Source organism: Caballeronia sp. GAWG1-1, assembly GCF_023631465.1.
Classification (GTDB): Bacteria; Pseudomonadota; Gammaproteobacteria; order Burkholderiales; family Burkholderiaceae; genus Caballeronia.
The window spans coordinates 346,873-370,596 of record NZ_JALQDB010000032.1 but is presented as its reverse complement, the minus strand read 5'-3'; the positions used below and the strand labels follow the sequence as shown (position 1 = coordinate 370,596).

At 59.6% G+C, this 23,724-nt stretch carries 20 protein-coding genes; 16 read left to right on the top strand and 4 right to left on the bottom strand.

Going from position 1 to position 23,724, the window contains the following annotated elements:
* Window positions 1-23: 23 nt before the first annotated feature.
* The 3 genes from NCT03_RS22870 (at window position 24) to NCT03_RS22860 (ending at window position 3,860) form a co-directional block, all read left to right on the top strand.
* Window positions 24-998: a substrate-binding domain-containing protein gene (locus tag NCT03_RS22870; protein WP_250467991.1), complete on the top strand. Its 975-nt coding sequence runs from the start codon at window positions 24-26 to the stop codon at window positions 996-998.
* A 9-nt stretch (window positions 999-1,007) separates the two neighbouring features.
* On the top strand, window positions 1,008-2,525 hold the full coding sequence (locus NCT03_RS22865; RefSeq protein ID WP_250494033.1) for a sugar ABC transporter ATP-binding protein: 1,518 nt from the start codon (window positions 1,008-1,010) through the stop codon (window positions 2,523-2,525).
* Between the two features lie 69 nt (window positions 2,526-2,594).
* Window positions 2,595-3,860: an ABC transporter permease gene (locus tag NCT03_RS22860; protein WP_250494032.1), complete on the top strand. Its 1,266-nt coding sequence runs from the start codon at window positions 2,595-2,597 to the stop codon at window positions 3,858-3,860.
* Between the two features lie 9 nt (window positions 3,861-3,869).
* Here NCT03_RS22860 and NCT03_RS22855 read toward each other — a convergent pair whose 3' ends face one another.
* Entirely contained in the window at window positions 3,870-4,655 is a 786-nt protein-coding gene (locus tag NCT03_RS22855; RefSeq protein ID WP_250494031.1) for an aldolase, read from the bottom strand.
* Window positions 4,656-4,897: 242 nt separating this feature from the next.
* Between NCT03_RS22855 and NCT03_RS22850 the strand changes: the two genes are divergently transcribed.
* Both NCT03_RS22850 and NCT03_RS22845 read left to right on the top strand, forming a co-directional pair.
* Complete coding sequence (locus NCT03_RS22850) at window positions 4,898-5,101, top strand: cold-shock protein (RefSeq protein WP_008347993.1); 204 nt, start codon at window positions 4,898-4,900, stop codon at window positions 5,099-5,101.
* Window positions 5,102-5,341: 240 nt separating this feature from the next.
* Window positions 5,342-5,785, top strand: coding sequence for a hypothetical protein (locus NCT03_RS22845; protein WP_250467987.1), 444 nt, complete (start codon window positions 5,342-5,344; stop codon window positions 5,783-5,785).
* Window positions 5,786-5,936: 151 nt separating this feature from the next.
* Here the strand turns inward: NCT03_RS22845 and NCT03_RS22840 are convergent, their stop codons facing one another.
* Complete coding sequence (locus NCT03_RS22840) at window positions 5,937-6,707, bottom strand: sulfite exporter TauE/SafE family protein (RefSeq protein ID WP_250494030.1); 771 nt, start codon at window positions 6,705-6,707, stop codon at window positions 5,937-5,939.
* A gap of 88 nt (window positions 6,708-6,795) precedes the next feature.
* Between NCT03_RS22840 and NCT03_RS22835 the strand changes: the two genes are divergently transcribed.
* The 9 genes from NCT03_RS22835 (at window position 6,796) to NCT03_RS22795 (ending at window position 18,159) form a co-directional block, all read left to right on the top strand.
* Window positions 6,796-7,677, top strand: a complete 882-nt coding sequence (locus NCT03_RS22835; RefSeq protein WP_250494029.1) for a LysR substrate-binding domain-containing protein — start codon at window positions 6,796-6,798, stop codon at window positions 7,675-7,677.
* Window positions 7,678-7,759: 82 nt separating this feature from the next.
* Window positions 7,760-8,062, top strand: coding sequence for a hypothetical protein (locus tag NCT03_RS22830; protein ID WP_244831322.1), 303 nt, complete (start codon window positions 7,760-7,762; stop codon window positions 8,060-8,062).
* A gap of 94 nt (window positions 8,063-8,156) precedes the next feature.
* Window positions 8,157-9,059: a LysR family transcriptional regulator gene (locus NCT03_RS22825; RefSeq protein ID WP_250494028.1), complete on the top strand. Its 903-nt coding sequence runs from the start codon at window positions 8,157-8,159 to the stop codon at window positions 9,057-9,059.
* A gap of 137 nt (window positions 9,060-9,196) precedes the next feature.
* Window positions 9,197-10,549 (top strand): MFS transporter, encoded by a 1,353-nt coding sequence (locus NCT03_RS22820; RefSeq protein WP_250494027.1) that lies wholly within the window; start codon window positions 9,197-9,199, stop codon window positions 10,547-10,549.
* Window positions 10,550-10,568: 19 nt separating this feature from the next.
* On the top strand, window positions 10,569-11,609 hold the full coding sequence (locus NCT03_RS22815; protein WP_250494026.1) for an amidohydrolase family protein: 1,041 nt from the start codon (window positions 10,569-10,571) through the stop codon (window positions 11,607-11,609).
* On the top strand, window positions 11,606-12,274 hold the full coding sequence (locus NCT03_RS22810; protein WP_250467980.1) for an RraA family protein: 669 nt from the start codon (window positions 11,606-11,608) through the stop codon (window positions 12,272-12,274). The genes NCT03_RS22815 and NCT03_RS22810 overlap by 4 nt, the downstream gene beginning before the upstream one ends.
* 71 nt (window positions 12,275-12,345) lie before the next feature.
* Window positions 12,346-12,993 carry a VC0807 family protein gene (locus NCT03_RS22805; RefSeq protein ID WP_250494025.1) on the top strand — a complete coding sequence of 216 codons (648 nt, stop codon included), beginning with the start codon at window positions 12,346-12,348 and terminating at the stop codon, window positions 12,991-12,993.
* A gap of 272 nt (window positions 12,994-13,265) precedes the next feature.
* Window positions 13,266-17,216 carry a response regulator gene (locus tag NCT03_RS22800; protein ID WP_250494024.1) on the top strand — a complete coding sequence of 1,317 codons (3,951 nt, stop codon included), beginning with the start codon at window positions 13,266-13,268 and terminating at the stop codon, window positions 17,214-17,216.
* 1 nt (window position 17,217) lies between these two features.
* Complete coding sequence (locus NCT03_RS22795) at window positions 17,218-18,159, top strand: diguanylate cyclase domain-containing protein (RefSeq protein WP_250494023.1); 942 nt, start codon at window positions 17,218-17,220, stop codon at window positions 18,157-18,159.
* A 10-nt stretch (window positions 18,160-18,169) separates the two neighbouring features.
* On the opposite strand, the gene NCT03_RS22790 is transcribed toward NCT03_RS22795, so the two are convergent.
* Entirely contained in the window at window positions 18,170-19,090 is a 921-nt protein-coding gene (locus NCT03_RS22790) for a response regulator (protein ID WP_250494022.1), read from the bottom strand.
* Between the two features lie 408 nt (window positions 19,091-19,498).
* On the opposite strand from NCT03_RS22790, the gene NCT03_RS22785 reads away from it, so the two are divergent.
* Window positions 19,499-20,884: a sigma-54 dependent transcriptional regulator gene (locus NCT03_RS22785; RefSeq protein ID WP_250494021.1), complete on the top strand. Its 1,386-nt coding sequence runs from the start codon at window positions 19,499-19,501 to the stop codon at window positions 20,882-20,884.
* A 17-nt stretch (window positions 20,885-20,901) separates the two neighbouring features.
* On the opposite strand, the gene NCT03_RS22780 is transcribed toward NCT03_RS22785, so the two are convergent.
* Window positions 20,902-22,089 (bottom strand): acyltransferase family protein, encoded by a 1,188-nt coding sequence (locus tag NCT03_RS22780; protein ID WP_250494020.1) that lies wholly within the window; start codon window positions 22,087-22,089, stop codon window positions 20,902-20,904.
* Window positions 22,090-22,823: 734 nt separating this feature from the next.
* Here NCT03_RS22780 and NCT03_RS22775 point away from each other — a divergent pair.
* The gene (locus NCT03_RS22775) at window positions 22,824-23,723 is read left to right on the top strand and encodes a phytanoyl-CoA dioxygenase family protein (protein WP_284503409.1); all 900 of its coding nucleotides are present in this window, start codon (window positions 22,824-22,826) and stop codon (window positions 23,721-23,723) included.
* The last annotated feature ends 1 nt before the right edge of the window (window position 23,724 follow it).

Genomic DNA, 23,724 nt, shown 5'->3' with positions numbered 1-23,724 from the left:
ATAAGACGAAGGAGAGAGACAAAATGGACAGCAAACGACGCATCGTTACCGCAAGTCTTCTCGCTATACCGCTTGCCGGCGCAGTGGGAACGTTCTCCGCACTCTTCACGCAAACCGCATTCGCGCAGCAGAAGAAGTACCGTTTCGGCTTTTCTCAGGTCACGACCGTCGAGCCGTGGCGCGTGCAGTTCAACAAGGACATGCGAGCCGAAGCGGCAAAGCATCCGGAAGTCGAACTCATCATTGCCGACGCGGGGGACCGTACCGATAAGCAAAACGCCGACATGGAGAACTTCATCGCGCAGAAGATGGACGCGATCTTCATTTCGCCGAAGGAGTCCGCGGGGCTGACGGGCGTCGTCGAAAAAGCCTTCAAGGCGGGCATTCCCGTGTTCGTGCTGGACCGCGAAGTGAACGGCGATCAATACACGGAGTTCATCGGTGGTGACAACGTACAGATCGGTCAGGAAGCGGGCAACTTCATCGTCAAGGTGATGGGCGGGTCTGGCAAGGCGCAAGGCAATCTCGTCGAGATATGGGGCGGCTTCGGTGCGCAGCCCGCGCACGATCGTCACGATGGCGCGGATAAGGCCATCGCGCCGGAGAAAGGCATCAAGCGCGTGGGCGAACGCGTGGATTGCGACTGGAAGCAGGACAAGGCGTACGACTACATGAAGACCGTGTTGCGCGTGCAGCCGAAGATCGACGTGGTCTATGCGCATAACGACCCGATGGCCTACGGCGCATATCTCGCCGCGAAGGATGCGGGACGCGAGAAGAACATCAAGTTCGTGGGTATCGACGGCTTGCCGCAAGAAGGCGCGACGTGGGTCGAACAAGGCCTGCTCGCGGGCACCTTCATGTATCCGACGCCAGGCGCGGAAGGCATCCGTCAATCGCTCAAGGTGCTGAAAGGCGAGAAGGTGGAAAAGAAGCTTACGTTGCCGACGCAAGGCATCTTCAAGGACAACGCGAAGCAATATATCGCCACTCACTGAGTTCGATCGATGGCCACCGTAGCCACGCCGCTCATCGAAGCCGAAGGCCTGTCGATATCCTTTAACGGCAGCGCCGCGCTGTCGGGCGTCGACTTCGATGTCGCGGCGGGCGAGATACACGCGCTCGTCGGCGAAAACGGCGCGGGCAAGTCGAGCTTGATGAAGATCCTGGGCGGCCTCTATACGCCGGACGCGGGCAGCATCCGCGTGCGCGGCGAAGCAACGCGTCTTGTTAGCGTGAACGATGCGGCGCTCGCGGGCGTCGCCATCATTCATCAGGAATTGAATCTGGTCGACACCTTGTCGGCGGTCGACAACATCTTTCTTGGCAAGGAACTGCGTACACGTTTCGGCTTTCCGGATCGGCGCGCGATGCATGCGGCGGCAACTAAGGTCCTCGCGCAACTTGGCTTTCGTGTGCCGCCGAGTGCGCTCGTGGGCACGCTGCGTGTAGGCGAGAAACAACTCGTCGAGATTGCGAAGGCTTTGCTTGCCGATGCTCGCGTGCTCATCATGGACGAGCCCACGTCCGCGCTATCCGATACCGAGACGCAGGCGCTGCTCACCCTCACACGCGATCTGCGCGAGCGCGGCATGGGTATCGTGCTGATCAGCCATCGGCTTGGCGAAGTATTCGCGGTGGCGGATCGAGTGACCGTATTGCGCGATGGCCGGCGCATCGCGACCTTGCAGATGCCACAGGTCGAATCGTCGGCGGCGCTGGTCTCGATGATGATCGGCAAGGACTTCGCGCCGCCCGAGCGCAGCGAAGCCGAAGCGCCGCGTGAGCGCGCGTGCGCCCTCGATGTGTGCAACCTGACGCTCTGGAATGCGGCTCGCGCGCTCGTGGCGGACGTGTCGTTCGCGGTGCAGGAAGGCGAGGTGTTCGGCATCTCGGGGCTGCTCGGCGCGGGCAAGACCGAGATACTGGAAGCGATCTTCGGTGTGTCGCCGTATCGTCGCGATGGAGAGATACGCGCCGCCGGTCATGCGCATGCATTCGATTCACCTGATCGCGCGGCCGCGGCGGGGCTTGCCTTCGTCACCGAAGACCGCAAGAAAGACGGCCTCGTGCTCGATCAGTCGCTCGAGGCGAACCTGCTGTTGCCTTCGCTTTCGCGCGCGCCGGGCTTTCCGTTTTATCGACGCGGCGGGCTACATGCATGGGCCGATGCGCAGGCGCACGCTTCGAACGTCAAGCATCGCAGTCTCGCGCAGGATGCGAGCACCTTGTCGGGCGGCAATCAGCAGAAGCTCATCATCGGTAAATGGCTGATGACGAAGCCGCGTCTCCTTTTGCTCGATGAACCGACGCGCGGCGTCGATGTAGCAGCGAAGGCCGAGATCTATCGCCAGATTCTCGCCGCCGCGCGCGAAGGCGTCACGGTGATCGTGGCGAGTTCGGAGATCGACGAACTTATGCTGCTTGGCGACCGCATTCTCGTCATGTGCGAAGGACGCGCTCGCGGAATTTTGCCGCGCGAGCAATTTTCAGTCGATGCACTCGTCAGAATGGCGTCGCCCTGACGGCATTTTGAATGCCAAATGCTGGGATGCCGAATGCAAAACGCAACATGCAAAACGGAGAAGGACACCATGCTGCACGCCCGGGACCAACTCGCCGAGCCGGTGACCACCGCGCGCCAGCGGCGCCTGAGCGCATTGCTGACTTACCTCAAGTATTACCTCGGTTTGATTGTGTTGCTCGTGGTCGGTGCGTTCACGTCGCCTCACGCGGCCGATGGCAGCAATATCTTTTTGTCCAGCGCGAACATCTCCGACGTGTTTCGCCAGGTGGCGAACGTAGGCGTGATTTCCATCGGCATGACGCTCGTCATCATCACGGCGGGAATCGATCTCTCGGTGGGCGCGATCATGGGTCTCGGCAGCGTGCTCACGGCCATGCTGCTCACCACGGACGCCTGGAATCGCGCGGTGTCGGCATCCATAATTTTGAATGCAATCGCGGTCTTTGCGATCGCGCTCGCCGCGATGAACGTCGTCCGCGGCTTCAGGCGTGCTCGCGGCGCGCCCGCCACGCAGGCACCGCTCACGATGGACCTCGGCATAGCGCTCGTCGTGGCGGCTTTTGCATGCGCCTATATTGCGTTACATGGCGGGCATCGCATGCCGCTTATAGCCGTGCTCTGGATCGTGCCGCTCGCGGGCTTCACGCTCGGCGCGCTCAATGGCTGGATCATCACGCGTGGCCGCATGCAGCCGTTCATCGTCACGCTCGCCGCGATGGTCGGTGTGCTAGGCGCGGCGCGGCTTATCGCCGGGCAGGACACCGCCGTGTATTCGATTTACAGCGGCAGCAACGCCACCACCGATATCGAAGCGCTGCGCGCGCTGCTCTTCGACATCGTTCCCGTGCCCGCGCTGTTTTTTTTGGCAATCGCGCTGGTCGTCGGCTTCGTGATGAATCGCACGATCTTCGGCAAGTATCTGTATGCAATCGGCGGCAACGAGAAGTGCGCCGTCGTCTCCGGCCTGAACGTGGGACGCCACAAGATGGCGGCCTATGCCATCTCGGGCATGCTCTCGGCGCTCGTTGGCGTTTTGTATGCAGCGCAGTATCGACAGGGCAAGGCCGATGCCGGAATGGGCTGGGAACTGGATGCAATCGCCGCCGTGGTGATAGGCGGGACGAGTCTTTCCGGCGGCGTAGGACGCGTCTCGGGCACCGTGGCGGGCGTGCTGATCTTCGGCTTTTTGAGCAATATCCTTCTGCTCAATAGCATCGACAGCAACACGCAGCTTGTGCTGAAGGGCTTGATTATCGTGATCGCGGTATTTTTACAACAGACCGACGTCGGGCGGCGGCGCGGCTGGCTTAAGCGCCTCGTGCGCCGGTCTTGAATACTGCGCTCAGATGTCGAACGCGATACCCCGCGCCCGCAACTGCCGCATGCCGCTCGCCAGATGCGCCCGCGCGCTCTGCGCATCGCCCGCGCGCATTTGCTCGTAGGCGGCCTGCGCTACTTCATGCGGCACGGGCTTGAGCGGGCGCTGCGTGTTCATCGCACGGAGCTGCACTTCGGCCGCGCGCTCGAGGTAGTAGAGATCGTCCCAGGCCTCGGCGATGCTCGCGCCCGCCACCATCACGCCATGATTCTTGAGGAAGAGGATGTCCGCGTTGCCCATTGCCGCGGCGATACGGTCGCCCTCCGTTGCATCGAGTGCGAGGCCGTTGTAGTGCTCATCCACGGCCGTGCGGCCGTAGAACTTCAGCGCCGTCTGCCCAAGCCACAGGAGCGGCGGCCCTTCGAGTAGGCAGAGCGCGGTCGCGCTCGGCATATGTGTGTGGAATGCGGCCTTCACGCGCGGCATCAGCCGATGCAGCCTCGCATGAATAAAGAATGCAGTTGCCTCGGGCTGGCCTTCACCTTCGATCACGTTGCCGTCGAAGTCGCAGATCAGCAGATGCGACGCCGTGATCTCGCTAAAGGCATAACCATAGGGATTAACCAGAAAAAGGTCGTCGTGCCCTGGCACTGTCGCGGAAAAATGATTGCATACGCCCTCCTCCAGCCCATGCAGCGCGGCTAAGCGGAAACACGCCGCGAGTTCGCAGCGAGCCTCGGCGATAGCGGGTGCATCGAGCCGATGCGCAGACGCTAAAGCGGCTGTACCGGTGACAAGCGTATGAGCCATTGCATGTGGTCTTCTGTCTGAACGTGTTCTGCCTATAAAAACGGCATTTCTTTAAGCAACATCGGCAAATTGGTCCGTATGCAAAGGGCGATCAGGAAAAATCGCCCGTTATGACGCGCGTATGACCATAACCTTAGCAAAAACGCGTATTGGAAAAAAACTCTTTGGCGTGGTAAAAATCTATGCCGCTCGAAATTAAGGGCGCATTTTCAACGTAACTTGTCTCAATAGGGTTTGGACAAATGGCAACAGGTACTGTTAAGTGGTTCAACGATGCAAAGGGTTTTGGTTTCATCACGCCGGATGACGGCGGCGAAGACCTGTTTGCACATTTCTCCGAAATCCAGTCAAAGGGTTTCAAGTCGCTCCAGGAGAACCAGAAGGTGAGCTTCGAAGTCAAGCAAGGCCCTAAGGGCAAGCAAGCTTCGACGATCCAGCCGCTGTAGTAGCTGCTGATCTCGCCTTAGCGCAGGAACGGCCCTTCGGGGCCGTTTTTCATTGGAAACGCCACAAAATCTTAGGCGCGTCGCCGTCAGTTTTCTTAATAACTCAGTAGAATCAGCGCCAGCCGACGCGAGCCTTCGAAGTTCGCCTCATCTGCCCAAAAAACCATCCTCGTTACTTGCGTGAACTCGCGAAGCAATCGACAAATCGGCCGCGTATCGACGCGGTACACAACAAATGCATTGCTCGCGCTGCTGTGGTTTTTGACCGCAAGCGCCTACGCCGAAGGCTATGTGCCAAACGCTCGCGCCGCGCGCTTCGTCAATGCAATCGTCATGAACGACTTCCATACCGCGCAGGCAGGCGGCGGATATGTGTTTTCTTACGACAAGCAGGACACGGAAGCCACGCTCGAAGCAAAGCTCGACCGATGGCTGTCGGGCGCCGATCCCAATGCCATCGGCATGGAACCGGCCGAGAAACAGACGCTCTTCAGCTTCTATTGGGCCGCAAGCATGATGCCCGCGAACGGTGCCTGCTTCACCGACATGGCGAACCCCGCCTGCGGCACGGATTTGTCGAAGTGGATGGCGCGCGAACTCGGCGACGATCCGCGCTTCGTGCGTGCTTATGAAGCCGCGAAGAAACCGCTCGGCCTGCCGCCGCTTCAAACTGGCGGGCATTGAGCGGCTTTGACGGCGCTGATTGCAGAGCGTGCACGCGCGCGTCACCCGCCCACGCGATTTTTGCCGCCACGCTGGCCAGCACCGAAAGCGCTCCCAGGGTTTCGAGCAAGGCATCGATCATGGCGGCTCTCCCATCGAGTAAACGGACGCATCAGGCCCGATGCGCCAACATCGGGCCGTACGTTCGTATAAAGAATGCGATCGTGATACCAGCGCTCACCAGCATCGTACCGGCGCGAATCACAGCGGGCGGCGCGCGGCGTCCCACTTGCGCGCCGCCGTATCCACCTGCAATGGCAGCGACGAGCATCGCGATCGTTTCCGGCCAACGCACCGCTTGTGCCGCCGCGAAGGTCAGCACCGCGACCGAATTCGCCGCGCTCACGAGCAAAGTGCGTGGCGCGTTGAGGCTTTTGAGGTCGCGCGAGTCGAAAAGGCCCCACACAGCCATCATCATGATCCCCACTGCGCCGCCAAAGTAGCCGCCATAGACGCCAAGCACGAATTGAATCGACAACACCGCACCCGCGCCGATACGAAACCGCCGTCGCAATACCTCACCGAATTTGCGGCCGAATGCCAGCGCAAGGCTCGCGCACAACAAGAGCCACGGCAGGACAAACGAAAAGGTTTTGGAAGAGGTACAGAGCAAGAGCGCCGCGCCCGCCAAGCCGCCGATAAGCGTCACGACGAGCATCTTGCGGATCGCGACCGAGCCGACTGGCGCGAGGCCATCGCGATAGGCCCACGCGCTCACCAGGCCGCCTGGAAACAGCGCGACCGTGGACGACGCATTCGCCTGAACCGGTGGCAAGCCCGCGGCGATCAGGGCGGGCAGACTGACGAACGAGCCGCCACCGGCAAGCGCGTTCATCGCTCCCGCCAGAAACCCCGCGCCAATGACGATGAGAAGAGGTTCCATCGCCCGATGCTAGCGTCGCGTGAGCGCGCATACAATCTGGCTTTTCCAATGAGAGACTTCGGCTCAACCGAAGCGACCGGAGACAAACATGCGCTTCGACCTGACCGACATGCGGCTTTTTCTGACCGTGATCGAGCGTGGCACCATTACGGCGGGCGCGCAGGCCATGCATCTCGCGCTGGCATCGGCGAGTGAGCGCATCGCGGGCATGGAGTCCGCGCTCGGCGCGTCACTCTTCGAACGCAATCGACGCGGCGTGCAGACCACTGCCGCAGGCGATGCCTTCGCGCGCCATGCACGGATGATCCTTGCTCAAGTCGAGCAGATGCGCGGCGAGTTGCGCACTTATGCAACAGGTCTCAAAGGACGCATCAGGTTGCTGTCGAATACCGCTGCGCTCGCGGCGTTTCTGCCGCCGCGGCTTGCGCGCTTCCTTGCGGCTTATCCCGATCTTTCCATCGATCTCGATGAACGGCCTAGCGCCGACATCGTGCAAGCCATAGCGGAAGGACGTGCGGATCTGGGCATCGTCGCGGACTTCACGGACCTCGGCAATCTGCAGACGCATCTCGTGGCGGAAGATCAGCTTGTGGTGATGATGAACCGTGCGCATCGCATGGCGAATGAGCACGCAGTGGCCTTTGCGGAGATTGTCGGCGATGCATATGTCGGTCTTGCCGATGCCGCGCTCGAAATGCATCTCGCCGAACGCGCGTCGCGGCTCGGACGCCAGCTTGAATACCGCATTCATATGCGCAGTATCGACAACGTGGCGATGCTAGTGGAAGCGGGCATTGGCTTGGCGATTCTGTCGCAAGCATCCGCAGAGCTCGTTCGAAGGCCGGGTCTTGCCGTCGTGCCGCTTTCCGAACCGTGGGCAACGCGGCGCCTGCATCTGTGCGCACGCGCCTTCGATGCGCTCACGCCGCACGCGTCACTTCTCGCGCAGCAACTGATGTTGCATACGTAATGCATCATGCTGGGCGCAATCCTTGCGCATGCTATCAGTAGGTTGTCTGATTCTTGCAGACAGCCGCTTGAAGGAGGTCATCATGAGAAATCATCGCAACGGTATGCCGTGGCGCATTGCAATGGCGTTTGTCGTCGGCACGGCAAGCCTTGCCCTCACCACAGCCGCGCAGGCCGACAATCGCGCGGCGCAGAAGCTCGGGCAGATCGGCGTTATCAATCAGTCGCTTCAGCCGAAGCAGCCGAAGTCGTCGCCGGGATACTCGAACGGGCAAGCGAATTCCGCGAATGCCGCAAACGCGGCAAATACCGCTAATACGCCCACTCCTGTCACGGGCGGACCACATGTTCTGCCGGGTACGGGTGGCACGCCGCCGTCCAGATAATTGCAAGGCACATTTCCCGGGCTCTCAATGCGGCTCCCCTTTATCATGAGCGATGCCATTAATCGGAAGCGGGAGCCTGGGGAGCCTTTTTGCAATGAATCTACGGGGACTGCAATGCTTTATCGTGCTAGCTGAAGAACTGAACTTCAGCCGCGCGGCCGAGCGTTTGCATATCGCGCAGCCTGCGTTAAGCCAGCAGATTCGCGCGCTAGAGGAACGCCTTGGCAGTCAGCTCGTCGATCGTGGAAGCCGTCCCTTGCGGCTTACCGAAGCGGGCAGTTATTTTTATACCGAAGCGCGCCAAATTCTCGACCATTGCGAACAAGCGACGCAAGGCGTGCGGGCGATCGATGCCGGCACGCATGGTTGGCTCTCCGTCGGCTTTACGCGTTCGGCGATGTACAGCGTCTTGCCGCCCGCGTTGAAGGCCTTCCATGCGGCTTATCCGAAGGTCGAACTCAAGCTCTTCGAGATGCTCACCGAGGAGCAAGCCGATGCACTGCGCGATGCACGCATTCATATCGGCATTGGCAGACAAGCACCCGAACGTCCTGGCTGCACGAGACGCATCCTGCTGCATGAGCGCGTGATGGCGGTTCTGCCCGTCGATCATGCGCTTGCCGCACGTGACAGCGTGCGCGTGGATGACCTCGCGACATCGCCGCTCATTGTCTATCCGAAGCATCCGGCTGCGCAGTTTCCGCGCTTCATCGCCACGCTCTATCGCGACGCCGGCATCACGCCCATTGTCGGACATGAAGCCTACGAGATACAGACCGCGATTGCACTCGTGGCCGCGGGCCTTGGCGTAACGTATGTCGGTGAATCGGTGGCGCGGCATGGGCGCGCCGACGTCGTCTGCAAGCATCTCACGGGACCGGGCGCGAGTCAGATCACATCGTTGACAGCGAGCTTTCGTGAAGATGACAGCTCGCCGCATCTGCAAGCGTTTCTCGCTTGCCTGCCGAACGAAGCTCACGCTGCCAGCGCGCTATAAGCTAAAACGCATAGAAGCATGCGCAATCCGTGTTGGACGGAGGACGGCTCACGTCCCTATCATGTCCCTTGCGCTCTGCAAACAGGAGCGCGGATTGCAAAGACGCCTGCATCGAGCAAGCGCGGCATGGAGACGACATGATTCAGCCAACGAACGCAGCAATAGCCACGAGCGACTCCCCTATAGCGAAAGCGACCATGGCCAAGGTGTATCGCCGCCTGATGCCGTTGCTCTTCGCGATGATGTTCTTCAACTATCTCGACCGCATCAACATCGGCTTTGCAGCGCTCGATATGAATCGCGCGCTGAACTTCAGTCCAGCGGTTTTCGGCTTTGCGGGCAGCGTGTTCTTCGTCGGCTACATGCTGCTCGAAGTGCCGAGCAACTTGCTCCTGCATAAGGTCGGCGCGCGACGCTGGCTTGCACGTATTCTGATCACATGGGGCGCGGTCGCGGCGGCCACTGCGTTCGTCTTCAACGATACGACCTTCTACACCGTACGTTTTCTGCTCGGCGTGATGGAAGCAGGTTTTTTGCCGGGCGTCGCCGTGTATTTGACCAAGTGGTTCCCCGAACGTTATCGGGCGCGTGCAGTGGGCGGCTATATCATCGCAGGCTCGTTTTCAGCGGTGCTGGGTGGACCGATCTCGACGACGCTCATGACCTACGGCAACGACATTCTCGGTCTGCAAGGCTGGCAGTGGATGTTCATTTGCGAAGGCGTGCCCGCCATTCTTCTCGGCATCATCACGTTGCGCGTGATGCAGGAACGTCCCGCCGATGCCGACTGGCTCACCGCTGAAGAAAAGCACTGGCTCGAAGGCACGCTCGAAACGGAACGCGCGGCGCTTGGTGGCAGCGGTCATGTTTCGATGTGGCGTGTAGCCGCCGATATTCGCGTGTGGAGCCTTGCATGTCTCTTTGGCTGCGCGCTCGTTGGCATCTATGGACTCTTTCTTTGGCTGCCGCAAATCGTGAAGAGCCTCGGCCATCTGTCGAATATCGAAGTGGGCTTTCTTTCTGCTGCACCTCCGCTCTTCGGCGTGCTCGGCACCTTTCTCATCAGCCGCAGTTCTGACCGCACGGGCGACCGCAAGAAGCATCTGGCCTTCGTCTATGGCATGAGCGCCATCGCTATTGCAGGGAGCGCTTATGCGCCCTCGCCGATCGTTGCTTATGCGCTTCTGTGCGTGACTGGCCTCTTCATCTATGCGGGCAATCCGTTGTTCTGGAGTCTCGCTGCTTCGTTTCGCACGGGTGCGGCAGGCGCGGCGACCATTGCGCTCATCAATACCATCGCGCAGTTTGGCGGTCTCGTGGGACCGTGGAGCATCGGGCTCGTGCGCAACGCAACGGGCAGCTTCAAGTTCGCGCTCGTCACCATCGCCGCGTTTCTCGTGGTCGCGACGATCATCGCGCTCGTGATGCGTGTACGTCCGCCAGAAGACGAAGCCAGTACCACGCCTCGCCGCGCCCAACAAACGCTTTAAACATCGCGAGACTCATTCCATGATCATCGATTGTCACGGTCACTACACCACGTCACCGCCAGAACACGAAGCCTGGCGTACGAAGCAGATCGCCGCGCTGAAGGACGGCGTGCCCGTGCCGCCTCGTCCATCGATCAGCGACGACCAGATACGCGAGACCATCCAAAACGGGCAATTACGCGTGCAGGGCGGACGCGGTATAGACCTCACGATCTTCTCGCCGCGTGCGGCCGGCATGGGCCACCATCTCGGCGATGCAAGCGCCAACGAAGCATGGTCGAAGGAATGCAACGACCTCATTCATCGCGTGGTGTCGCTGTTCCCGCGGCAATTCATCGGCGTATGTCAGTTGCCTCAGGCACCGGGCGTCGATCCTGCAAATTGCATTGCCGAGTTGCGACGCTGTGTCGAAGAGATGGGCTTCATCGGCTGCAATCTCAATCCCGATCCTTCGGGCGGTCACTGGTCCGGTTTGCCGATGACCGACCGCCACTGGTATCCGCTCTACGAAGCGCTCGTCGAACTCGACGTGCCTGCGATGATCCACGTGTCGTCATCGTGCAATCCCAACTTTCATGCGACGGGCGCGCACTACATCAACGGCGATACCTCGGTGTTCATGCAGTTGCTGGCGGGTAATCTCTTCAAGGACTTTCCGACGCTGAAGTTCATCATTCCGCACGGCGGCGGCGCGGTGCCGTATCACTGGGGACGTTATCGCGGGCTGGCGCAAGACATGAAGCAGCCGCGTCTCAATGAGCATTTGCTCAACAACGTGTTCTTCGATACCTGCGTTTATCACCAGCCTGGCGCCGAGTTGCTTGCCAAGGTCATTCCGGCGAAGAACATCCTTTTCGCTTCGGAGACGATCGGCGCGGTGCAGGGTATCGATCCAGAAACGGGTCATCACTACGACGATACGCGCCGCTATATCGACGGCATTGCATGGCTCGCGGATGAAGACCGGCAGCGTATCTTCGAGCACAACGCGCGCACTGTTTATGCGCGTCTCGATTCACAAATCGCACGTCAAAGCTCACGGCAAGGAGTCTCGCAATGAACGCCCCCGGATGGCGGCAGAATGAATCTGCCGCGCAGGCAAGTCCCGAAGTGCTCGCGGCATTGAAGTCGCTTGCGGTATCGCTTCTCTCCGACAGCATGGCTCGCAGTTCGGGCACGATAGGACTCACGCCTTATCATCGGCCAAACACGCTGGCGGGCACGGCTGTCACGGTGCGCACGCGGCCCGGCGACAATCTGATGATTCATCGCGCGTTCGACTTTTGCCGCCCCGGCGACGTCCTCGTGATCGACGGCGGCGGAGAACTCACGCAAGCGTTGATGGGCGACATCATGTCGAGCTATGCAGAGAGCATCGGCATTGTGGGCCTCGTCATCGACGGCGCGATCCGCGATGTCGCTTCATTGCGTTCGCGCGATTTTCCAGTGTATGCACGCGGCGTTACGCATCGTGGGCCTTATAAGAACGGACCCGGTGAGATCAACGTGCCGGTGACGGTGGGCGGCATGGTCGTGTATCCGGGCGATATCATCGTCGGCGATGAAGACGGCGTGCTCGCCATCGCACAAGCCGATGCAGCCGATGTGATCGAGCGCGCGCGTCAGACCGAGCAAAAAGAAGCACAGGCTTTGCGATCCATCGCTGAAGGCACGTTCGACCGAAGCTGGATTGCCGCGCAACTCGAACGGTCGATGAAGGGCTGAAACAGCCGGTCGCGATCTTCTATACTCGGGCTCAAGGCCGCCTCATCGCGAAGGCGTCACGTCATGAGTCCATGAAAAAGATCAAACCCGCACTGGCACTGGAACTCGTCGCCAACCTGCTGCTGCCGTGGGTTGTATATCGCCTCGCCCTGCCGCATTGGGGCAACGTCGACGCGCTCTATGCGTCCGCCGCGCCACCACTTGCATGGAGCCTATTCGAGTTCACGCGCTCACGGCGCGTCGATGCGGTCTCTGCGCTGGTGCTGTTCGGCATTGCTCTCTCTATCGTTTTGCTCGCGCTCGGCGGTAGTCCGCGCATCCTGCTCGTGCGCGAATCGCTTGCGTCGGGCGCGACGGGCGTCGTATTTCTCGTGTCGATGCTGTTCGAGCGTCCACTGATCTTCTATCTCGCGCGCGCGACCGTCGCTCGCCAACAGAAAGGCGGCGCCGAACGTTTCGAGAGTTACTGGCGCGACAGCGCAGCGCTGCGCGACTCATTGCGACTCATGACGCTCGTCTGGGGCGTTGGACTGTCCATCGAAACGGCGTTGCGGTTCTGGTTAGCGTGGAACTGGCCCGTCGAACGCTACCTCGTCGTCTCGCCTTTCATCAGCTACGCAATCTATGGCGGTCTGCTCGCATGGACGTTCTGGTTTCGGGGACGACTCGTCAATCGGCAGCGTGGAGGCGATCCGTCGCGGGATGGCTTGCTTGGCTGAACGTGCTCGCGCCTGGAATTTTGCATGCCGAATGCCGGCACCATGCATGCTGCATGCAAAACACGATTCCTCCTTTTTACCGATGCCGGGACATACCGCCATCAAGATTTTTCCTGTGGCTGCCGTAAACATGTCGGATAACCGCGCACGACCCCGTACACGCCAGGCCCGCCCCTCGACGGTCTCCTCCGAATGGCACGATAAGATACGGCAGCGTTCAGAACAGAACCCCGGCCTGCGCCATTGGCACTCGCTTAAACGGAGATTCCGGCGTGTCCAGTCGCCAATCCCTCACTTTCAGGATGACGGCCTTCATCGTGGCCGTCTGTGTCCTGCTGTTCGGCACCGACGTGTGGCGCAGCATTGCCGCACGGCGCGTGCAGCTCGAAGAAATGACCACGGCCACGGCCAACCTCGCGCGCGCCATGGCGCAGCATGCAAACGACACCTTCAAGGAAGCCGATACCACGCTCATCGGCATGGTCGAACGTGTCGAGCAGGAAGGCACCGAACCGGCCGCGCTCGAACGGCTGCATCGCTCGCTCGTGACGCGGGTCGAACAGTTGCCTCAACTCAACGGTCTTTTCATCTACGACAAAAACGGCGCGTGGCTCGTCAACTCGCGCCCGGCGCTCAGCCAACGTTTCAACAATGCCGACCGCGAGTATTTTGAATACCATCGCACGCACACCGGGCGCGGGCCGCATATCGGCTTGCCGGTGAAGAGCCGCTCGTCCGGCAAGTGGATCGTGCCGATATCGCGGCGCATCGATGCGCCCGACGGCAGCTTCGCGGGCGTGGCGCTCGCCACCATCGACGTGGCCTTCTTCTCGCGCTTCTACGACAGTCTCGACCTCGGCCAGGGCGGCGCGGCGGCGCTGGTTTCGAATGACGGCGCGATGATCGTGCGCCGACCGTTCGAGGACCGTTTCGTCGGTAAGAGCATGGTCGACACGACGCTCTTTCGCATGCATCGCGCCGATAGCCGCTCAGGAAGCTTCATAACCAGTTCGTCGCAGGATGGCGTCACGCGTCTGAACAGTTATCGCGAGCTCGAGGATTACCCGCTTTTCGTGGCGGCGGCGCTCTCGCGTGACGAGATCGTCGCACCGTGGTGGCGCGACACGCTTTGGCATGCGGCGGTCACCGCATTGCTGGCACTTGCGCTCGCGCTGTTCGGCTTCAAGATCGTGCGGCAGATTACGAGCCGCATCAAGATCGAGCAGGAGCTCGCGCGCAGTCTTGCCACTACCCGAACCGTACTCGATACGGCGATCAACCCGATCATCACCGTCGACGAACGCGGCGCGATACGCTCGTTCAACACGGCGGGAGAGAAGGTCTTCGGCTATGCCGCGAGCGAACTGATCGGACAGAACATCCGCCTGCTCGTGCCGCCGGCCTGGCTCGAAACGTATAACGAATACATAACGCAATTCACTACTGGCACCGGCGTGCCCACGGCGAATGGCGAACTCGCCGGGCTTCGCAAGGACGGCACGTCGTTCCCCGCTCATGTCTCCACGGGCGCGATGCAACTAGATGGCGCTTTGCATTTTGTATGCGTCATTACGGACATCTCGCGGCAAAAGAAGGAGCGCAGTGAACTCGCCGATGCGCGCGACCAGCTGTTGCTCGCGGCCGATATCGCCGAACTCGGTATCTGGTCATGGGACATCGTTACCGGGCGGCTGCACTGGACGCCGCGCATGTTCGAGATTTACGGCTATCCGCCCGAACTACTCGACCACGGATTGAATATCGAGCACTGGCAGCAGCGCATCCACCCGGACGATCGTGACGCGACGCTGCAAAGTCTGCAGGCGGCCATCGACGGAGCGCCTGTCGTCATGCCGCCCTTTCGCATCGTTCTGGCGAATGGCGCGATCCGGCGCATTCAGAGCGGACTGCGCATTCAACGCGATGCGAGCGGCCGCGCCGTCTCGATGACCGGCGTAAATTACGACGTCACCGATCAATACGAACTCGAATACCACCTGCGTCACGCGAAGGAACAGGCCGATGCAGCGAGCGCGGCCAAATCCACCTTCCTCGCCAACATGAGCCACGAGATCCGTACGCCGATGAATGCGGTCCTCGGCATGCTGCATCTGGTGCAACTGACTTCGCTCAATCGTCGTCAGCAAGACTACGTGAGCAAAGCCGAAACCGCAGCCAAGTCGCTCCTCAACCTGCTCAACGACATTCTCGATTATTCGAAGATCGAAGCAGGCAAGCTGCAACTCGACAGTCATCCGTTCGAGCCTGAAAAGCTGATGGAAGAACTCGGTGTCGTACTCTCCGGTAATCAAGGCACGAAGGACGTGGAAGTACTGTTCGACCTCGACCCGGAATTGCCCGACACGCTCTTGGGCGACGGCTTTCGCCTGCAGCAGGTGCTCATCAACCTTGCGGGCAACGCGCTCAAGTTCACGACGGCCGGGCAGATCGTCGTGAGCGTGCATGGCATCGAAGCGGTCAAAGACGCGTCGGTGCGCGTGCGCGTGGCGGTTAGCGATAGCGGCATCGGCATCAGCGCGCTTCAGCTCGAACGCATTTTCGAAGGCTTCACGCAAGCGGAAGCATCGACTACACGCCGTTTCGGCGGCTCCGGGCTCGGACTCGTGATCTGCAAACGGCTCGTCGCGATGATGGGCGGCGAACTGCAGGTAGAGAGCGAAGTGGGCGTGGGCAGCCGCTTCTGGTTCGATATTGAATTCGGCATTCAATCGGCGGTACACAAAATTCAAACGGATGACATCGACTTCGATCATCCGGTGCGCCTCCTGATCGCCGACGACAACCCCATCGCGGGCGAAATCCTATTGCGCACGGTGCGCTCGCTGGGATGGCACGCCGATGTGGTCGAGAGCGGCATCGAAGCCGTGGAACGCATCGGCGATGCGGCACGCGACAACCAGCCTTACGACATCGCCCTGATGGACTGGCGCATGCCAGGGCTCGACGGTTTGAATGCCGCACGCCTGATCCACACGATGAAAGGCCGCGCCGCGCCGCCGCTCGTGTTGCTCGTCACCGCTTTCGGACGCGAAGTGCTGAGGGAAACGCAAGAAGGCGGCGCGCCGCCCTTCGCCGGCTTTTTGACCAAGCCGGTCACGCCCAAGCAACTCGTCGCCGCGATTCGCGTGGCAAGATCGAATGCAAACGACAAAGAGGCACTGCCTGTCCCGGTAAGCGCGCCGCGCACGCGGCGTCTCGCCGGACTCGAACTGCTCGTAGTCGAAGACAATGCGCTCAACCGGCAAGTCGCGGAAGGTTTGTTGCGCGCGGAAGGCGCCACCGTGACGCTTGCGGAAAGCGGACGTGAAGGCGTGAATGCCGTGCTCCACGGCAACGCGCGCTTCGACGCCGTTCTGATGGACGTGCAGATGCCCGACCTCGATGGACTGGAAGCCACCCGACTGATACGTGCGGATGGCCGCTTCGGCGCGTTGCCGATCATCGCGATGACGGCGAATGCATCGAATGCGGATCGCGACACCTGTCTCGCTGCGGGCATGAACGATCACGTCGGCAAGCCGATCGATGTCGAGCGGCTGGTGGCAGTGCTCAGTGCACGAGCCGTCGTGGAAGACGCGGCATCGAGTCATGCGGAAGACGATGACATCGTCGAGCCATCCGCGTCGCTGCTCGCGCGATTCGGCGGCAATCATGATCTGATTCGTAACGCGATTGATGGCTTTGGACCGCAGACCGCCAAGCATCTGACGCGGCTTGTTGCACGGCTTGCCGCGCGCGATGTTCAGGGCGTGGCATCGGTACTGCATACGCTTAAGGGTAGCGCGGGCACTGTTGGCGCATCGGCATTGGCAAAGCTCGCTGCGCGGCTCGAAGACGATCTCAAAGCCTCGGACGATACGGCGCGCGCGCTCGCCTCCATCGACGCACAACTCGCGCGCATGCAGCAGTTGCTTGCAACGAGCGTCGAGCGCCTCACGCAAGCATTCCCGCAAAGGCATGCAAGTACGCAAGAGAAGCCGCAAATACAGCCTCTCGCCGACGAAGACTGGCGCGCGCGCCTCAACGACATTGTTGCGTTGCTCGATTCATCGAATCTTCAAGCGATTGCAATGTCCGAGAGTTTGTGGCCGCAAGCGCCGGATGACCAGCGCGTTGCCTTTGAACAATTGCTTGCGCGCGTACGCGCTCTCGACTTTGAGCGCGCATCAAGACTCGCGCGCGACATGCTGGAGCAAAACTGATATGGAAGAGCTTGAGCAATGGCTCATGCATGTGCACCGTCGTCCCAAGCTTGTAATCGCGGACGATCAGCCTGTCAATATTCGCGTGCTGTATGAACTCTTTCGCGACACGTGCGACATCTTCATGGCGACGAGCGGCGCGCAAGCTATTCAAGTCGCGCAAAACGAACTGCCCGATTTGATTCTGCTCGATGTCGTGATGGACGATCTCGACGGACACGAAGTATGCCGCCGCCTCAAGTCCGATCCGTTGACGCGCGATACACCCATCATCTTCATCACCTCGCAGGATCACGAAGACGACGAAGTTAAAGCGCTCGAACTCGGCGCCGTTGATTTCATCACTAAGCCGATCAATCCTGTCATCACGCGAGCACGCGTGCGCACGCATCTGACGCTCAAGCTGCAAGGCGACCGCTTGCGCGCAAGCGCCCTGCTGGACGGTCTTACCGGTGTCGCTAATCGACGCAAGTTCGATGAAGACTTGCTTGCGGACTGGCGGCATTGCGCACGTGAGAATTCGCCGCTTTCGTTGATCCTGTTGGATGTGGATTACTTCAAGCGCTTCAACGATCACTACGGCCATCAGGCCGGCGATGCTTGTTTAAAGACGATTGCCAAGACTTTGGGGAAGAGTCTGCGCAGGCCCTATGACAAGATTGCGCGCTATGGCGGCGAAGAGTTCGCGTGCCTCTTGCCCAATACGAATGTCGATGGTGCCAAACTGGTCGCGCAGAAGATGCTGGACGCCGTGCGTGCGTTGGCCATTGCGAATCGCCTTTCGGACGTCGATGAGCATGTGACTTTGTCGGCGGGTGTGGCCGCGGTTTTGCCATCGCGCGAACTGCTGACCTCCGCTGTGCTCATCAAGGCCGCAGACGACGCTCTTTACGAAGCAAAGCGCGCCGGACGTGCGCGCTTCGCTCTTGCACCTTTAGAATAAATCGCAGCGCTCACGCATCACGGCCTTCGCGCGAAGCCGCTGGAAACGAATGCACGCTCGCGCCGCCCGGCGATTCACGAAGCGCATTGATTTCCTCTTCGACTTTGCGCGCCGCCGTCAATGCGTTGAGCACGCGAGCCTGCAATACTGCGGGCTTTGCCGGCTTGGCGATGACATCCGCCGCACCGCTATCCAGCGTGCGCTGCTCGATTGCGACATCGCATGCTTCGACGAGTACGACTATCGGCACATGCGGATGTGAGGCTTCCAATTGGCTCAAAGTTTCGTCGATACCATGTTCGCAGCAACGTGAATCGAGCACGATCGCGGCGGGCGCATGGCGGCTTGCAAGAACCAGCGCGGATTTGCAATCGGCCACGATGTCCAGCGCGCCGATCGCTTCGAGCGCGTCGCGATGCGCATCGGCTGTATCGTCCGCAAGAATGCCCACGACATAGATGCTCGCTGCCTTGCGTTGAACCTGCGGCGTTGTGTCTGCGCTCACAGCTTGCGTCCGTGCTTCCGTGACTCGGCGGCGCAAGCGCAGTTGAGCACGCACACGTGCCTGCAGTCGTGCAGCAACCAGCGGCTTGATAACGTAGTCGGCCGCGCCCATGCGAAAAGCATCGACCTCTAACGCGGGCGCGTCATGACTCGTCACGAAGATGACGGGCACGTGTGCAAGCTTAGGGTCGCGCTTAAGAACCTCGCAAACGTCGAAGCCCGTCATGTTTGGCAGATTGGCGTCGAGCAAAATCAGGTCGGGGATTGATTGACGAGCGAGCGTCAAGGCCGCTTCGCCTGTCATGGCAAAGCGCTGATCAGGAAATTCCGCAAGCATTTCGCCCACGATGCGAATCATGGCCGGATCGTCCTCGACGAACAGCAAACGCGGCTGACGAGAGGATGCAAGGGTGCTGAGCTGATCCATTTTCTGACTGGTATTCATCGGGCGGGCACACTCCACGACGTTACGCCTTGCCTTCAAAAATTCTGGTGTCTGGCAGACGAGTTCATTTGAGAATACAAATTATCCGATATTTCCGCTAAGGCTCAAACCAGCGCTAAAATTCGTTCACCCGATGCGGTCCCTGAAACCAGCAAGTAAAATGTACGGCGCGTTTTCAACGTTTGCCCTTGCTCCGACAGGGCCGATCGGCAGTGCGCAAGCGTACAGACACAGATCGCAAACCGCATCCGCAAATTTTTCTCTTTCGTTTTTAATCGATTTGTACAGATCAATGCAAACATTCAAAAACGCGTTATCGTTTGCGGGGCGTTTAAGCTCTTAGGAATAAAGCGCATACTATCGGCATATACAAATACGATGAGAAAAGCCATGCACGGGGAAAACAGGACGCTTTATTATGCCGGGCGCACCGTATCGGAAGAACTTTCCGAGCGCTTGCATGCTCGCGGCTGGACGATCGAGCAAATCGATCCCGCCAAGCCACCTAAAGCCGCCCGTCATGGCAAGCGCGCTGCCGCCGGCATTGTCGACCTGACTAAACGCGGGCTCGCAAAAGATACGGCCGTTGTCGCCGAATTGCTTGCACTCTGCCAGATTGGCTGGGTTGCAACGGTCGACGCCGAGCATGTCGAGAATCCCGAGATCTGTCGGCTTATCCGCGACTTCTGCTTCGATTACGTGACCGTGCCTTCATCGGCGGATCGCATAGTCGATGCAGTCGGTCATGCGTATGGCATGGTCGCCTTGCACGATACGGCGAGCGGCGCGACCGGCAACGAATTGCGTAAGGACGATGGCAAGGAAGGCAGCATGGTCGGTTCATGTGACGCCATGCAGGCGCTTTATCGATCAATCCGTAAAGTCGCCATGACGGACGCACCGGTGTTCATTTCCGGCGAATCAGGCACCGGCAAGGAATTAACGGCGGTTGCAATTCATGAACGCTCGGTACGTCGCGATCAACCATTCGTCGCAATCAACTGCGGCGCCATACCACCGCATCTGCTTCAATCCGAATTGTTCGGCTACGAGCGCGGCGCATTTACGGGCGCAAATCAACGCAAGATCGGTCGTGTGGAAGCCGCGGATGGCGGTACGCTCTTTCTCGATGAAATCGGCGATCTGCCGCTCGAGAGTCAAGCGAGTCTCTTGCGCTTTCTTCAAGAACGCAAAATTGAACGTCTTGGCGGCCAGACCTCGACGGACGTGGATGTGCGCATCATTTCGGCCACGCACGTCGATATGCAAACCGCGATGATCGAAGGCCGTTTTCGCGCGGACTTATACCACCGTTTGTGCGTCTTGCAGATCGACGAGCCCCCTTTGCGCGTACGCGGCAAGGATATCGAACTGCTCGCCAATCATATGCTCGATCGCTATAGAAAAGATGCGAGCCGACGCTTGCGTGGCTTCTCGCCGTGCGCCATCGCGGCGCTTCACAATTACGGCTGGCCGGGCAATGTGCGTGAATTGATTAATCGCGTGCGTCGCGCCATTGTCATGGCGGAAGGACGTCAGATTCTCGCTAGCGATCTCGAACTCGGCGAATACGCCGAAGCTGCGCCGACGACGCTTGCGCAAGCACGCGAAGCCGCAGAGCGGCAAGCCATTGAAGTCGCACTCTTGCGTCATCGCGGCCGCTTGGGTGAAGCGGCCGATGAGTTGGGCATTTCGCGAGTCACGCTTTATCGTATGTTGACGGCTTATGGTCTGCGCGCTAAAGCAGATCGCACGCTTGAGGCATCGAGCGCTTAAGACGCACGAGGCGAAGACTAATCAAAGCGTCTGTCGAGCGCTGCCAGTAAGTGCTGCGAGAGCCGCGTCGCGCGGCCCTGAATCGCTCGATCCGATAATCTCGACAACGCATACGACGCCGCCAGCACCGCCGTCAGCGTAGCGCCGTATAGCGCCAAGGCTGTCTCGTTGCTTGTCTCCTTGAACCTTCCCTCAAAGAAATGGAAGGTCACGTAGACACAAATGAAATGCCAAAGATAAATGCCGTAGCTCTCACGGCCTAACGCGGCGGCACAGCGGCGGATCATCGACAGGCTTTGTGTCTTGCGCATGATAGGCCGCGTACTTGCTTTGCGCGCGCTGCGCGTGCAAACGAACAGCAGGAAAGCTACGGCGCTACATGCCGCGAACAACGGTGCGAGAGCATGAGCTTTAGCGAGCCATACGCCGAGCATCGCGGTCACGATGGCAAAGCCAAGCGCCAGCGAAGCGTAGAGGTACGACTTAAGTCGCGTCACTCTTTCGTCGCCCGTCAAGTGCGAACGAAAGGCATACCACGCCCACATGCCAACGATGAAGCACGGTCCCTGCACGGGCAGCCAGAAGTAACTGTACGAGTTGTTCGTCACATCGCAATCGAGCACGCCGTGGCATTCGCTCATCGATGTAATGGCAAAGGAAAGCGCTAGCAATAAAACGGAGGCGAGGAGCAGACGCTTGCGATTTATCGCCAGGAAAAACAATAGCGGTGCAATCAAGTAGAAGAGCATTTCGACGCCAATAGACCATCCTCCCGGGACCACGTTATTGATGGCCGTTGGCGAGAGCGCATGCAGGAAAAGCATGTTGAGGAGGATATCGACCGGACCATGCACGCCGAGCACCCAGGCGTGTTCGTAACCGGAGCGCGTCGCCCCGTAACTGATAAGGCCGTAGATGACGATGGCCGCATAGTAAAGCGGAGCGATGCGAAAAAAGCGCTTGATATAGAAGCGTAGCGCGACGTGGCGCGCGTCGACACATCGCGCATGGTCCATCTCGAGGGTCATGAAGATCGTGATTGCGCTGATGACGAAGAACAACTGCACGCCGTACTGCCCCATGTGCGTCAGCAGCGTCACCGCCCCCGGCAGATTGGGGAACTGAAACGATAGATGTACTGCGACAACCCCGACAATCGCGAGCGCACGACCAGCGTCGAGTGCGGCAACGCGTCCTTGCTGCATCGATATCCTCCTTGCATGCATAGCGGCCTTCACAGCCGCGAGGTGCGTGGACATAGATGACTTTCAACGAGTTCCCTGATTTCTCCAGCGCGCGCAATTCGATACATGCCGAAACACCTTTGCGTAAATGTGGCCGGTATCGCTGTTGGCGGAGAATTGTTCGAGTTGAATATGTCTTAGCGGCATGTCTGCGATTCGCAACGATACTAAAAAAATCATCGAGATTACATCGCGATCAAATCGTTGCAACCGCTTAACAGTAAAACGTTTAAGCGGGAAATGTTGCTTGCTGATTGCCGCTCTCAGCCAGGCTTTGTCCGCCAATGCCGCTCGAATCCGCCAGATGGGTGCGTTGCAAGCGACTGTAACGCGCCAACGAATGAAAGCATGATGTATGCTCCACCACGTAGACTAAGGTTGGCGGCTAGCACATTTGATGGACCTCGGCGCGATTGCTAGCGATTTCTTCAAGATTAGCGTCAATTTGGTATCGCTTGTTGTTCTCTCAGTAAGCGGCAGCGAACAAAGGTGAAAGCACCTTTCGCGTAAAGTTCAACCGTGTGCTGCGTGCTAAAGACTTCAAAAAATCAAAGTCGGCAAGTTCAGCCAGACGTCGAGGGCCATGGGGGCGCTTTGTGCGAGACCGTACAGAACGCTGTTTTGTGTGCTGTTTCACTGTTGAAGCTTTATTCCAGTGATATGCATTTCTTTCTTTGAGCGGGGCGACAAGGGAGATGACATCGTTATCCCAAGCGCAATGCGAGGGCTTTTGGAAGGACGGATTTCTTCGTCTTGAGAAAGTTGCGGAGCATGCGGAAATTAAGACCTTGCGTACAATTGGCGACCGCCTGCTGCGCGAAAAGGCGGGATTCAAGCAAGGCATGCTGTTCGACTTTTATCCGGAAGGTGAGGGTCCGGACAAGCCTAAGCTCGCGCAATTGCATGGTCCGTCGCATTTCGAGCGAAGCCTCATGGAGAGCGAGCTGAATCGGCGCGTGCAACGTGTCGCCATGCAACTGCTCGGCCCCAAGGCACGCTTCGTGAGCGACAGCTTTTTTCATAAGCCCGCTCATACCGAGGCCGTGACACCCTGGCATCAGGATGAAGCATTCACCGACCCGCGCATCGAACATCGAGAGGTGAACTTCTGGTTCCCCTTGCAGCCGGTGTCGCTGACCAACGGGTGCATGCAGTTCATCGCCGGCTCTCATATTGGACCCGTGCTTCCGCATGGCCCCATTGGTGGCGATCCGAGCACGCATGGCCTTGAATGCGTCACGGGCTTCAATCCTGGCGAGGCGGTCGTTTGTCCGCTCGAACTCGGCGACTGCACCATTCATGCGGGACGTACGCTGCATTTCGCGGGTCCGAATCATTCGGATGCACCGCGCTATGCGTATTCGATGGTGTTTGGCTTGCCGCGACGGGCATCGAAAGAAGTCCGCAGCTTTCCCTGGAACGACAATCGCCGTCTCTCACGGCAGGCGCGTGTGAACGACTCCAGGACGCGAGACAGCTTTTGGCCATATTTGTCCCGCAAGGTGCGCGAGTTCGACTACACGAATCCTTATGAATGGCGGCTCGGCGCCGAACGCGTGGCGCGTCTTATCAAGGGTAAGCGCACCGCCGGTTGAG